Below are 12,841 nucleotides of genomic sequence, written 5' to 3' on the forward strand. Positions count from 1 at the left end.
CGGACGCGCCCGCCCGCGGAAGGTGAATCCGATCACAACTCCCCTGCGGAGCAAGGGAATCGGTGACTGGAAAGCCCGGATCGAATTTGCGAACCGCCGACTTCTTGTTACCGTTCCAGTAGCCCGGTTGCTGGTGCATCCCCCGTCGCCAGCAACCGGGTCTTTCCATGTGTGCGGCCCTTTACGGAACGACGCCGGATGTCAACGGCCCGTGGCCGATCCCGCCGACCCGGGCGCGGAGTTGCTCGCGGAACGCAGCAACAGCGCCCCCTGCCCGGCCCGTTCCGCGAACTCGGTGACCGCCGTGAAGGCGTCGGAGCCCGCGCGGGTGCGCTGCCGGGGCGTCTCACAGGTCCCCGGCTCGTCCCCGGCGCCCACCGCGCAGCGCATCCGGATCGTGCGCCCCTCGGGCCCCATCAGACTCAGCACGGACTCCAGGGCGCCGCCGGTCGCGTTGCGGTAGTAGGTGCGCGCCCAGGTCTCCTCGCCCTGGGTGACGACACAGGTCTGCGCCTCGACCCCCTCGGGCGAGGTGAGTTCGGGACCGCAGCGCACGGCCGTGGCGATGCCGAGCCCGAGCAGGGCGGCCGGGCCGGACGGCGCGACCGTGGGCGCCTTGGCGTCGGCACGGGGGGACGCGTGGGCGCCGCTGTCGCGCGAGGAGCGCCCCGGCGCGTCCTTCGCGGGGGCGTCGGCCGCGGGCCGGGCCTCGACGACCTGCCCTGCGGCCGCCCAGGCCAGTGGCAGGGCGATCGCGGCCGCCGCGACGGACGCGAGGGCGATCAGACGGACTCTTCGCTGGCGGGGCCCGCGGCGATGTGACGACGGTGCCCTTTTTCCCCTGGAATGACGCGGCATAAGGCGGAATCTAACGATCCGGTGCCCCTGCGCGGTCCGCGCGCGCCGGACAGCCCTACAACTCGGGCGCGCTCACACCCGTACGAGTGAGGGCCCAGACCACGGCGTCGACGACTGCCTCGACGTCCGGCACCCACGGGGAGGCGGAGCCGGGCAGCGGGGCGCGCTGCCAGGTGATCGGCCCCTGTCCCGTCTCGGAGGGGGGCAGGGCGAGATAGCCGCCCTCGCCGTGGAAGCGCAGCGAGCCGGGGACGAAGTCCTTGGCGTACAGCAGTTCGCCGAGCTGTTCCATCGAGTACGGCTTCACCAGGATCGACCAGCGGGCCGGCGAGGCGACGACCGGGCCGAGGCGCATACCCGCCCGGTCGAGGGCGGACAGCGCGTGGGCGGCCGGCAGGGCGGGCAGGCTGACCGCGCAGGGTGCCGTGCCGCCCGTGGCGAGGATGATCGGCGCCGTCGGCCGGTTCGCCCACCACCAGCGCACCATGCGCTCGTCGGTGGTGGCCGCGAGGAGGCCGGGGTCGAAGGGATGGGCGCCGGGGACCGTGCACTCCGGGTCGGGACAGCCGCAGCGGGCCCGCCCCTGCGGGGGTGTCGTCACGCCCGGCAGCACGGGCCATCGCCATTGCGTCGCGAAGGTCAGGGCCGCGCCGATCAGCTCGGGCTTCCCGTCACCGCGCAGGAGCCTGCGTCGCTTTCCGAGGATCTCGCGCATGAGCGCTCGTTCCTTTCCGTTGCACCGCTGGCAACACCGAGGACCACATCACAACATGTGTCGATCACTTCACTGTGCGTACCTGTTGGCGCATCACACCCCTGCCGCGAGCAAGGGGCACCCCTATGGGCCGAACGGGGACTGCGTCCGTGGCGGCCTCGTCCATACTGCGTCTACCAGAAGCATGGGCATGGCGTGGGGTGGCGAAGTCTGGCGTTTTGCGTCGCGCGTGTTTCTCTTCGCCTCCGCCACGGGAGGATGGGGCACGATCGTCGGTGGCTAGGACGCTCGGCTCCGTCACCAGGTTCCGGGTGGTCGTCAACCACCCCTGGTCTTCACCGAGTACGTACCCATAACGACCGCTGTGACGCTCCGTGGAGCGAAACCAGTCGACCGCAATACCCCGTTCCCTGAGGCAGTTTTAAGCCAACTTTGCCTTGACGCAAGAGGTGTACGCGGAATCCCCCGGCTTCCCACGGACACCAGGAATCCCCGCAGGACAATGCTGGACATCCCCTCACGAGTGCGTGTACATGTGGAGACACTGCCGGCGGCGCAGAATGACATGGGGGTTTGCGATGCTTTTGAGCAGTACGCACCGGTCGGAAAGCCGGACGCCATGAACGCCCCTCACCCTTCGAAAGTGGCCGGAATCGATTCAACGGTTCCCTCACCCGCACACACTGTCGCGCCCGCGCCCGCAGCCCCGGACGCCCCAGCGGTCGCCTCACCGCACGCACCCGGCGCGGTGCTCCAGGACCGTCTCGCCGGCTGGGTGTCGGACCTGACGACCCTGCACGAACTCACCGAGCGCCTGGTCCGCACGGACACGCTCGACGAAGCCCTTCAGGAACTGCTGCGCGCCGGAGCCGCCCTCGTGGGTGCCCGGCGCGGTCTCGTCGTCCTGGAACCGGGCGACGGACAGGGCCCCGACACCACGATCGGCCTCGGGCTCGCCCGCGCCGACCTCGGGCACATCGAGACCGTGCCGCGCAGCGCCATGTCGTACGGGCGGATCCTCGACGGGCTGCCCGGCGGCGACGGCGAGATCACCGAGCCCGACCTGCTCGGCGAGGACGGACTCGACCCGCGCCACCGCGAGGTCGCCGCGCGCCTCGGCTACGCCGCCAGCTACGCCCTGGCGCTGTCCACCGAGGACGCCGGGCGCCTCGGCGCCGCCGTCTGGCTGTACGACGAGCCCGCCGAACCGGCCGAGCGGCAGCGCCATCTGATCGGTCTGTACACCCGGTACGCGACCGAGCACCTGGCCCGGCTCGTCGAGGTCGAGCGCACCCGCGCGGCCATGCGGACGATGACCGACGAGCTGCTGCCCGCGCGGCTGCCGCGGATGGCCGGCGTCCAGCTCGCGGTCCGGCACTCCACCGGGCCGCGCGGCGGCGGCGACTGGTACGACGCGCTGCCGCTGCCGGACGCCGCGCTGGGCCTCGCGGTCGGCTCGGTGACCGGGTCCGGGCCGAGCGCCGTCGCCGCGATGGGCCGGCTCCGGGCCAGCCTGCGGGCGTACGCCGTGATGGAGGGCGAGGACCCGGTGGCGGTCCTGTCGGATCTGGAGCTGCTGCTGCGGCTCACCGAGCCCGCCCGGTCCGCGACCGCCCTGTTCGCCTACTGCGAGCCCGCCCTGCGCAAGATCACGCTGGCCGGCGCGGGCCACAGTCCGCCGCTGCTGATCGGGGAGCGCCGCACGGAGTTCGTGGAGACGTCCGTGTCCGCGCCGCTCGGGATGCTGGCCTGCTGGGAGGCGCCCAGCGTCGAGCTGACCGCGGAGGCCGGGGAGACGGTGCTGCTCTACACCGACGGCCTGCTGCACCGTACCGGCGACCCCACCGACCGGGCCTTCGCGCGGCTGCACGCGGCGGCCGCCGGGGTGCCCCGTGCCCTGCGGCAGGACCCCGAGGCGGTCGTCGACCATGTGCTGCGGGCCGTGCTGCCGGACGGGCTGGACCGGGACGACAGCGACGAGGACGTCGTCCTGCTGGCCGCTCGCTTCGCGTAGCGGCCTGTGGGCCCTCGGTGACCGCCCCATAACAGCCGCGTGGCCTGCGCCATAGCAGCGGCGGACGGCTCGATCCGCGCCCCCCGGAGCGACCCGGCGCGACCGTACGATGGACGGGGTCGAATGCCGTATCGAGGAGGATGACCGTGGCGGACGAGCTCACCCCGGCCGAGTCCAGTGCTGCTACCGCAGCGGGCCCGGAAGAGACCGAAGAGCCGATCAAGCAGCGCAAGAACGGCCTGTACCCGGGCGTGTCCGACGAGCTCGCCGAGAACATGAAGTCCGGCTGGGCCGACACCGAGCTGCACGACCTGCGGCCGATCCCACAGGCCGCCGAGACCGCCGCCCGCCGTGCCGCGCTGTCCGCGCGCTTCCCTGGCGAGCGCCTGGTGATCCCGGCGGGCAACCTGAAGACGCGCTCCAACGACACCGAGTACCCCTTCCGGGCCTCCGTCGAGTACGCGTACCTCACCGGCAACCAGACCGAGGACGGCGTGCTCGTCCTGGAGCCCGTCTCCGGCGGCCACGAGGCCACGATCTACCTGCTGCCGCGCTCCGACCGTGAGAACGGCGAGTTCTGGCTCTCCGGCCAGGGCGAGCTGTGGGTCGGCCGCCGGCACTCCCTCACCGAGGCGGAGAAGCTGTACGGCATCCCCGCGTCCGACGTGCGCGAGCTGGCGGACAAGCTCCGCGAGGCCACCGGCCCGGTGCGGGTCGTGCGCGGCTACGACGCCGGCATCGAGGCCGCGCTGACCGACAAGGTCACCGCCGAGCGCGACGAGGAGCTGCGGGTCTTCCTGTCCGAGGCGCGCCTCGTCAAGGACGACTTCGAGATCGGCGAGCTGCAGAAGGCCGTCGACTCGACCGTGCGCGGCTTCGAGGACGTCGTGAAGGTCCTCGACAAGGCCGAGGCGACGTCCGAGCGCTACATCGAGGGCACGTTCTTCCTCCGTGCGCGCGTCGAGGGCAACGACGTCGGCTACGGCTCCATCTGCGCCGCCGGGTCGCACGCCTGCACGCTGCACTGGGTGCGCAACGACGGCCCGGTCCGCGCCGGCGACCTGCTGCTGCTGGACGCGGGCGTCGAGACGCACACGTACTACACCGCCGACGTCACCCGGACGCTGCCGATCGACGGACGGTACACGGAGATCCAGAAGAAGATCTACGACGCCGTGTACGACGCCCAGGAGGCCGGGATCGCGGCCGTGAAGCCGGGCGCGAAGTACCGCGACTTCCACGACGCCGCGCAGCGGGTGCTCACCGAGCGGCTCGTCGAGTGGGGTCTCGTCGAGGGCCCGGTCGAGCGGGTGCTGGAGCTCGGGCTGCAGCGCCGGTGGACGCTGCACGGCACCGGGCACATGCTCGGCATGGACGTGCACGACTGCGCCGCCGCGCGCGTGGAGTCGTACGTCGACGGCACGCTGGAGCCGGGCATGGTGCTGACCGTCGAGCCGGGACTGTACTTCCAGGCCGACGACCTGACCGTGCCGGAGGAGTACCGCGGGATCGGCGTGCGGATCGAGGACGACATCCTCGTCACCGTCGACGGCAACCGGAACCTGAGCGCCGGGCTGCCGCGCCGCTCGGACGAGGTCGAGAGCTGGATGGCCGCGCTGAAGGGCTGAGGTCCGGCGGCTGACGGACGGAGGACGGCCGGGTGCCCTGGGGGCGCCCGGCCGTCGTCGCTTCTGCTGGGGGTGGGGGTGGATCTGCATCTCGCGGTCGCCGCGGGCGGCGGACGCCGGGCGGGGCTGGAGCGCGCCCTGCGGGACGCCGTACGGGACGGGCGGCTCGCGCCCGGGGACCGGCTGCCCGCGACCCGGCAGCTCGCCGAGGAGCTCGGCGTCTCGCGGAACACCGTGAAGGCCGCCTACGACCAGCTCGTCGCCGAGGGGTATCTGACCGCCCGCCAGGGCTCGGGCACCCGGGTCGCCGCGCTGCCGCCCGTCGAGGCGGGGCCGCCCGGCACCGGCGAGCCCGCGCGGGCGCCGCGGTTCGATCTGCGGCCCGGCAGCCCGGACGTCGGGGCGTTCCCGGCGGCGGCCTGGCTGCGGGCGCTGCGCGCGGCGATCGCGCGGGCGCCCTCCCCGGCCTACGACTACGGCGATCCGCGCGGGCGGATCGAGCTGCGGACCGCGCTGTCGGGGTATCTGGGCCGGGCGCGCGGTGTGGCCGCTCCCCCGGAGCGCATCGTGATCACCTCCGGGTACGTCCAGGGGCTGGCGCTGCTCACCCGGGTGCTCGACGGTGGCCCGGTCGCCATGGAGGACCCGGGGCTGCCCTTCCACCGGGACGTCGTACGGCGTCACGGGGGTGCCGTCGTGCCGGTGGAGGTCGACGGGCGGGGGGCGTGCCTTCCTCCCGGTGGATGCGCGGCCGTCGTGGTGACGCCCGCGCACCAGTACCCCACCGGGGTGACCCTCCACCCGGAGCGGCGGCGCGCGCTCACCGAGTGGGCCCGCGCCCGGGGCGGGCTCATCGTGGAGGACGACTACGACGGGGAGTTCCGCTACGACCGGCAGCCGGTCGGCGCGCTCCAGGGCATGGCGCCGGGGCAGGTGGCGTATCTGGGCACCGCCTCGAAGACACTCGGGCCGGCGCTGCGGCTCGGCTGGATGGTGCTGCCGCCGCACCTCGTCGACGCCGTGGCCGACGCCAAGCTGCACAGCGACCACCACACCGAGGTCCTCGGGCAGCTGGCGCTCGCCGAGCTGATCGACAGCCACGCCTACGACCGGCACGTCCGGTCGTGCCGGCTGCGGTACCGGCGGCGCCGGGACCTGCTCCTGGACCGGCTGGGGGCGCACCGGGTGCGGGGGATCGCGGCCGGGCTGCACGCGCTCGTGGAGGTCGACGACGAGGAGCGCGTCATGGCGCGGGCGGAGGCGCACGGCCTCGCGGTGGGGCGGCTGGCGGACCACTGGCACACACCGGGCGGGGACAGGCCGCAGGGGCTGGTCGTCGGATACGGCACACCCCGGGAGGGGGCCTGCCGGGAGGCGCTGGAGGTGCTGGCGCGGGTCCTGGGCGAGGCCTGATTGGGCCACTGAAAGGCCCTCGGATTGGGCCTCGGAACAGGCCCACCGGCTCTCTACGGTCGTCCCATGACCTCCCGTCTTCTCCCGCCCGCCGGTCCCCGACGCACCCTGGCGCTGGCGCAGTTGAGCAACTCGGTCGGCGACGGCGCCTACTACACGACGTCCGCGCTGTACTTCACCCAGATCGTCGGGCTCAGCCCCGCCCGCGTCGGCCTCGGGCTGACCGTCGGCTGGGCGGTCGGCTCGCTGGCCGGGGTGCCGCTCGGACGGCTCGCCGACCGGCGCGGTCCGCGCGGGACGGCGGTGCTGCTGGCCCTCGCGACCGGTCTCGCGGTGGCGTCCTTCACGGTGGTGCGGGGGTTCGTGCCGTTCGTCCTGGTCGCGTGCGGGTACGCCGCCGCGCAGTCCGGGCTCGCGGCGGCCCGGCAGGCACTGCTCGCGGGGCTGGTGTCCGCCGGGGACCGCACGGGCCTGCTGGCCCATCTGCAGTCGACGCTCAACGCCGGTCTGGCGGTGGGGGCCGGGCTCGGCGGGCTCGCGCTGCACGCCGGGACGCGGACGGCGTACCTGGCGGTTTTCACGCTGGACGGGCTGAGCTTCCTGCTGTGCGCCGGGCTGCTGTCGCGCCTGCCGGCCGTACGGGCCGGGTCCGGTAGGCGGCCCGCCGGTCTCGGGGTGCTGCGGGACCGGCCGTACGCGGTGCTCGCGCTGCTCAACACCGTGCTGCTGCTGCGGCTTCCGCTGCTCAGCCTCGTCCTGCCGCTGTGGATCACGCGCCGGACCGACGCCCCGGCCTGGATGGTCTCCGCGCTGTTCGTGCTCAACACCGGTGCGGTGATGGCGTTCCAGGTGCGCGTCGCGCGCGGGGTCACAGGACCGGCCACGGCGACGCGCGCGATCCGCCGGGCGTCCTGGGTGATGCTCGCGGCGTGCGGCGCGTTCGCCCTGAGCGCGGGAGCCCCGCCGTGGGCGGCGGCCGGGGTGCTGGTGCTGGGCGCGGTGCTGCAGGTGGCAGCCGAGATGGGGCAGTCGGCCGGGTCCTGGCAGCTGTCGTTCGACCTGGCCCCGCGGGACCGCACCGGCGAGTACCAGGGCCTGTTCGGCACCGGCGTCACGGTCGCCCGGACCCTCGGCCCGCTCCTGCTGACGTCGCTGCTCGTGGACTGGGGGACACCGGGCTGGCTGACGCTCGGCGCGGTGATGCTGGCCGCGTCGTACGCGATGGGGCCGGCGGCCCGGCACGCGTCGGGGCGGCGGGAGGCGGGGGAGCGGGCTGCGGTGGCTGTGGGGTGATGGGCCTGCGGGCCCACGGCGAAGGCACCGCGGACCAGCGAAGCTACGCGCTGGTCCGCGGTGCCCTACGTCGCTCTGCGCCCGGGACGTGCCCGCTGGGACACGGGCCCGGGGTCAGGAGTCCAGCAGGGTTCCCGGCAGGTCGAACCGCTTGGTCCTGCCGGTGGTGAGGTCCACCCGGGTCACTGTCCTCTCAGAGTAGACGAGCCAGCCGTTCGAGGTGGGGGTGATGTCCAGGGACGCGGCAAGGCCCTTGATCCGGGCACGATGCAGTTCCTTGCCACTGGTGGCGTCGACCTCGACCAGTTCGGTGTCGTTGCCCGTGGCCGCCGCGATCACGATGGACGAGTCCGTCGCCGCCACCGCGTCGACCCGGCCGCCGTCCACCGTGACCGCCGTCTCGGCGGCGGTGCGCTTGAGGGAGACCTCGATGTCGCCGGACTTCGCCGAGGCCGGGGAGCCGACGACGACCGGGTGGCCGGAGGGGCACGCGACATCCTTGACGTCCAGGCCCCTCGGCACGGCCACGGGGATGACCTTGCCGTCGGTCAGGTTCGCGACGAAGACGCTGGTGCCGTCACCGGAGGCCCCGACTGTGGAACTGCCCAGGCAGACGGTGTCCGTGGCCGGGCTGGACGCCGCGAAGCCGATGGTGCCGGGGACCTTCAGCTCGCGCTTGGTGGTCCAGTCCGCGGGGTCACGGACCAGCACGCTGGACGACGGGGCGCCGCTCGGCGACTTGGTGTCGGCCAGTCCGGCGACCTCGGCGACCAGAGTCTTGCCCGGCATGATCCGGCGGAGCCGCACATCGCCCGTCATGCCGTCCAGGGTGTGGTCCTTGCGGTTGATCTCGTACCGCCGGTCCGGCTTGCCGTCCTTGCGGGGGACGGTCAGCAGCCAGCGTCCGTCGGCGAGTTCGACGATGTGCGGGCTGATCGCATCGTCGTCGTCGGCCTGCTGGGGCACGACGGCCAGGCTCTCCGCCCGGGGCTTGTCGGGGTTGATCCCGACGACCGTCACCAGGCCGTCGACCTTGGCGAGCGCGAAGGTGCGGGAGCCCTTCCAGTCGTCGCCCAGATCCACACCGCCCGGACCGGAACAGGCCGTCGTCAGCGCGAGGACGGAGCCGAGAGCGCCCAGGAGGGCGGTGGCGCGGGCCGGACCGGTCAGCTGTGTGCGGTGCTCGCCGTGCTTGTGTGTCGAGGGGTACGGCATGGGTGGGGTCACCAGTCCTTCATCGCATCTGTGGGGGACATGCTCGCCGCTCTGCGGGCGGGGGCCAGCGAACCGATCGCCACCACCAGCACCGTCAGACCGAGGAGCAGAAGCAGGGTGGTCGCGGACGGCAGCAGCACCCAGCCCTTGACGTACGGCGCCAGGTCCGCGCTGCCCCGCAGCAGGGCGGCGGCGCCGCTGCCCAGTGCCGCGCCGAGCACGGCGCCGATCAGCGCGGCCACGGCGCCGACCAGGGCCATCTCCGTTACCAGCATCGTCAGTACCGATCTGGTGCGGAAACCGACCGCCTTGAGGATGCCGATCTCCTGTGCCCGCTGCCGCGACAGTGCGCCGGTCACGGTGACCGCGCCGACGAACGCGAGCACCCCGAGCACACCGAGCAGCACCTGGCCCACCAGCTTGATCATCTCCAGCACGGCGGGGAGCGCTTCGAGCTGCTGCTGGAGGGTGACCGCCGGATAGCCCAGCCGCTGCACCGACTCCATCACGGCCGGCACGTCGGCCGCCGTCTTCGCGACCACGGTCAGCTGGTCGTAGCCGATGGTGGACACGTAGCCGTCCACGGGTTCCCCGGACCGCTGTGCCGCCCACTCGATCACGGTGGCGTCGGCGGCGTACGCGGCACCGGGGTTGTCCAGCTGCCAGGTCGGGTCGTACACACCGACGAGGCGGGCCTGGCCGGTGACTCCGGTGCCCTCGCCCTGCCGTACGTAGCGGGTGGTCTCGACATCGATCTTCTGGCCCACCAGCTTGCTCAGGTCCACCCCCTGGGAGGCGGCCGGGGTCACCAGTTCGCCGGGGCGCAGCGGGAAGAGGTTCTTCCGCACCGACTTGGTGACCGGTGGGGTGAGCGCCGGCCGGTGGGTCGTCGCGTACAGCAGGACGGTGTCGCCCACCTCGGTCAGCACACCGAACGACACCTGGGCCCGGTGCTGCACCGACTCGACCTGCGGCAGCTTCGCGAGCCGCGCGGCGGTACGGTCCGTCAGCTGCGGAGTGTCAGGGCGTCCGTCGGGCTTGTCGACGGTGATGCTGCGGTTGGCGCTGCTCTCCTTGACATCCGCGTCGGTGGCGCCTTGTGCCCGGTCGGCGATGCCCAGCGCGCCGAGGCAGACGGCGGCGGCGACCGAGACCAGCGCCACGAGGCCGAACAGCCGGCGGCGCAGTGCACGGACGTTGGCCAGCGCGAGACTGAAGGCGTTCATTCCGGGCTCTCCGTCTCCACGGCCGGGCGGGGAAACCTGCCCTTGTCCAGGCGGTGCACCACATCCGCGGCATCGGACACCGCCGGGTTGTGCGTCACGAGCAGCACAGCCCGGCCCTCGTCCGCCAGCTCCCGGAAGAGTCCGAGGAGCACCTCCTCGCTCTCCGTGTCGAGGTTCCCGGTCGGCTCGTCGGCCAGCACCACGGGCGGGTCGTTGATCAGCGCCCGTGCCAGCGCCACTCGCTGCTGCTCCCCGCCCGACAGTTCACTGGGCAGATGGTCGGCGCGCTCCGCGAGTCCCACCCGTGCCAGCAGCTCGCGTGCGCGGGTCTCGCCCTCGCCGCGACGGCCGGTGAACGGCAGGACGACGTTGCGCAGCGCCGAGTGCTGCGGCAGCAGGTTGTACGACTGGAACACGAACCCGAGCGTGCCGCGGCGCAGATCCGCCAGCGCTCCGTCCGGCAGATCCGTCGTGTCGACGGGTCCCGTGCCGTGGCCGCCCTCGACGAACACCCGGCCGCTGTCCGGCGGGGTCAGCAGCCCGAGGATGTGCAGGAGTGTGGTCTTCCCGGAGCCCGAGTGGCCGACCAGGGCGGTGACCTCACCCTTCCTCACGGCGAGGTCGACCCCGTCCAGGACGTCGACCCTCCTTCCGCGCAGGACGTAGGACTTGCCCACGCCTTCCGCGCGCAGCAATACGCTCACCGGACTCTCGCTCACTTTCCGTTCCTCGGGCCTGCGGCCGGCAGCCATCCCATGGCGCCGTGCAGTTGCCGGTCCAGGCTCCACACACCCCAGGTGGTCTTCAGGTCGCAGGCGTCGTCGCCACCGCCGACCTGGTACAGATCGGGCAACCCGGGACACCCCTTGTACGGCGTGACGCCGCGCCCGAGCGCTTCCCGCAGAGCCGTGTCCAGTGCGCCGCCGAGCAGGGCATAGGCCCGTACGACCAGCGCGTAGTCGTAGACGGCGGTGAAGCGGCCCGGGTTCCGCGCCCACTGCTTCAGGGCGTCGGCGGTGATCCAGGACGGCATGCGGTCCTGCCGGCCGCTGTCGGCGAGCCCCACGGCGACCGTGGCCGCGGCCGCCACTCGTTCCGGGGTGTCCAGACTCCAGGTGCCGATCGCCGGCGCATCGGTCGAGGCACCGGTGTCGGCGCAGTTGAGGGTGGTCCGCTGCCACTGGGTGGCGTTGTGCTCGGTCACGGTGGTGGGCAGCACCCGCGGGTCGCCGCACAGCCGCCGTGCCTGTTCGCTCGTGCCTCCGCCCGCGGTGACCTCACGCAGGGCGGCCCGGTTCAGGCGCTCGGCGCCTTCCTGGCTGACGTCACCGGACTTCTCCTCGCGGTCCAGTGCCGCCGACAGCCCGGGGTCCTCGCGCGACCAGCCCGCCAATGCCCGCAGCCGTTGCACGAAGAGGGAGGCGTCCGGGTTGCCGATGTAGGCATCGGGGTCGCGGACCGTCCCGTCGTCGAGCCGTTCGCCGTCCAGTCGTTCCAGCACCGGCGCGAACACGGACTTCGGTGAATCTGCCGCCTTCAGCACGTGGACGAGGCTGTGGAGCTGCTCGTAGGGGAGCGTCGCCGCGCCGTCCCGGAGTACCGGTTCCCAGACCCGCCGGTCGACGGCGGGCCGCTTGCCCGCCGCCTCCTGGATCAGCACGAAACTGTAGGTGTCGGCGAGCCTGGTCGCCCTGTCGTCGGGCGTGAGCTCCGCGAAATCGGCCGTCCCCGGGGCCGCGATCCTGGTGAGGGCGGCGGGCACGGGCTCCTTCAGCAGGTGGAGCGAGCGGGCCAGGGCACTGCCCTGGTCGAGCGCGCGGGGCTTGCCGGCCAGCGAGCGCAGCCAGGTCACGGTGGCGGCCCGGTCGGCCGGCGGGAGGTCGTCCAGGCGCCCGAGTTCGTCGAGCACCTCGAGGGCGGCCCAGGTGGCTCCGAGGCGCGCCGCGTCACCGTCGTCGCCGAGCGCGGAGTCCACATACCAGCCGCCCGCAGTCCGGGCCTTGTTCACATCCTCCGCGTCGCCGGCGCCCAGCGCCTCGTCGGCGCCGGCCCGGCGCAGGGGGATCAGCCAGTCCCTGCCCCAGAGCGAGGACGTCTCCAGCGCTCCCCTGCGGAACGACCTGACCTGGTCCGAGGCCATGCTGATCTTGGGGTCGCGGCCCAGCGCGGAAAGGGTCCGCAGCGCGAAGGACTGCGCCTGGGAACCCGCCGGCTGCTGACGCAGGAACGGGTGGTAGTAGTAGCCGTTCTGTCTGCTGACCAGAAGGTCGAATTGCCGGGCAGCGGCGGTTTCACGCTCCCCGGATTCTTCGGACGTGGATGCGCATGACGCGATAAGGGCGCCGCACACTATTGCTCCGACAATTTTGGACGCCGGAACTCTGCCCCGCGTCGCCGCACCGAATTTCACCGAACGCCCCCGTGCGCTGTTCTTCGAATTCATGAAAAAATGCCACACCGCCGGGCCCTGACGGTGTGA

Annotated in this window: 10 protein-coding genes; 4 read left to right on the forward strand and 6 right to left on the reverse strand. The window is 72.9% G+C overall.

Annotation, left to right across the window (positions count from 1 at the left end; translation table 11 throughout):
- Positions 1-201: 201 nt before the first annotated feature.
- Positions 202-858, reverse strand: coding sequence for a hypothetical protein (locus tag DC008_RS17105; RefSeq protein ID WP_244221368.1), 657 nt, complete (start codon positions 856-858; stop codon positions 202-204).
- Between the two features lie 55 nt (positions 859-913).
- The gene (locus DC008_RS17110) at positions 914-1,573 is read right to left on the reverse strand and encodes a bifunctional DNA primase/polymerase (protein ID WP_108707723.1); all 660 of its coding nucleotides are present in this window, start codon (positions 1,571-1,573) and stop codon (positions 914-916) included.
- Between the two features lie 502 nt (positions 1,574-2,075).
- Here DC008_RS17110 and DC008_RS17115 point away from each other — a divergent pair.
- From DC008_RS17115 to DC008_RS17130, 4 genes are all read left to right on the forward strand, one after another.
- On the forward strand, positions 2,076-3,587 hold the full coding sequence (locus DC008_RS17115) for a PP2C family protein-serine/threonine phosphatase (RefSeq protein ID WP_208645901.1): 1,512 nt from the start codon (positions 2,076-2,078) through the stop codon (positions 3,585-3,587).
- Between the two features lie 146 nt (positions 3,588-3,733).
- The gene (locus DC008_RS17120) at positions 3,734-5,215 is read left to right on the forward strand and encodes an aminopeptidase P family protein (RefSeq protein ID WP_108710738.1); all 1,482 of its coding nucleotides are present in this window, start codon (positions 3,734-3,736) and stop codon (positions 5,213-5,215) included.
- A 78-nt stretch (positions 5,216-5,293) separates the two neighbouring features.
- Entirely contained in the window at positions 5,294-6,628 is a 1,335-nt protein-coding gene (gene pdxR / locus DC008_RS17125) for a MocR-like pyridoxine biosynthesis transcription factor PdxR (RefSeq protein WP_208645902.1), read from the forward strand.
- A 66-nt stretch (positions 6,629-6,694) separates the two neighbouring features.
- Positions 6,695-7,921 (forward strand): MFS transporter, encoded by a 1,227-nt coding sequence (locus tag DC008_RS17130; RefSeq protein WP_108707726.1) that lies wholly within the window; start codon positions 6,695-6,697, stop codon positions 7,919-7,921.
- Positions 7,922-8,035: 114 nt separating this feature from the next.
- Here the strand turns inward: DC008_RS17130 and DC008_RS17135 are convergent, their stop codons facing one another.
- Genes DC008_RS17135 through DC008_RS17150 form a run of 4 tightly spaced genes read right to left on the reverse strand, consistent with a single transcriptional unit; the run spans position 8,036 to position 12,712 of the window.
- Positions 8,036-9,148 carry a hypothetical protein gene (locus DC008_RS17135; RefSeq protein ID WP_164492231.1) on the reverse strand — a complete coding sequence of 371 codons (1,113 nt, stop codon included), beginning with the start codon at positions 9,146-9,148 and terminating at the stop codon, positions 8,036-8,038.
- Positions 9,145-10,362 carry an ABC transporter permease gene (locus DC008_RS17140; protein ID WP_108707728.1) on the reverse strand — a complete coding sequence of 406 codons (1,218 nt, stop codon included), beginning with the start codon at positions 10,360-10,362 and terminating at the stop codon, positions 9,145-9,147. The genes DC008_RS17135 and DC008_RS17140 overlap by 4 nt, the downstream gene beginning before the upstream one ends.
- The gene (locus DC008_RS17145) at positions 10,359-11,066 is read right to left on the reverse strand and encodes an ABC transporter ATP-binding protein (RefSeq protein WP_244221496.1); all 708 of its coding nucleotides are present in this window, start codon (positions 11,064-11,066) and stop codon (positions 10,359-10,361) included. Before DC008_RS17145 ends, DC008_RS17140 begins: the two co-directional genes overlap by 4 nt.
- Positions 11,067-11,077: 11 nt before the next feature.
- Positions 11,078-12,712, reverse strand: coding sequence for a hypothetical protein (locus tag DC008_RS17150; RefSeq protein ID WP_235073283.1), 1,635 nt, complete (start codon positions 12,710-12,712; stop codon positions 11,078-11,080).
- Positions 12,713-12,841 lie beyond the last annotated feature (129 nt).

It is taken from the genome of Streptomyces nigra (assembly GCF_003074055.1).
Classification (GTDB): Bacteria; Actinomycetota; Actinomycetes; order Streptomycetales; family Streptomycetaceae; genus Streptomyces; species Streptomyces nigra.

Bases quoted from the DNA above. Each gene is read 5' to 3' on its own strand.
- DC008_RS17105 (WP_244221368.1), bottom strand. From the start codon at position 858: ATGCCGCGTCATTCCAGGGGAAAAAGGGCACCGTCGTCACATCGCCGC.
- DC008_RS17110 (WP_108707723.1), bottom strand. From the start codon at position 1,573: ATGCGCGAGATCCTCGGAAAGCGACGCAGGCTCCTGCGCGGTGACGGG.
- DC008_RS17115 (WP_208645901.1), top strand. From the start codon at position 2,076: ATGCTGGACATCCCCTCACGAGTGCGTGTACATGTGGAGACACTGCCG.
- DC008_RS17130 (WP_108707726.1), top strand. From the start codon at position 6,695: ATGACCTCCCGTCTTCTCCCGCCCGCCGGTCCCCGACGCACCCTGGCG.
- DC008_RS17140 (WP_108707728.1), bottom strand. From the start codon at position 10,362: ATGAACGCCTTCAGTCTCGCGCTGGCCAACGTCCGTGCACTGCGCCGC.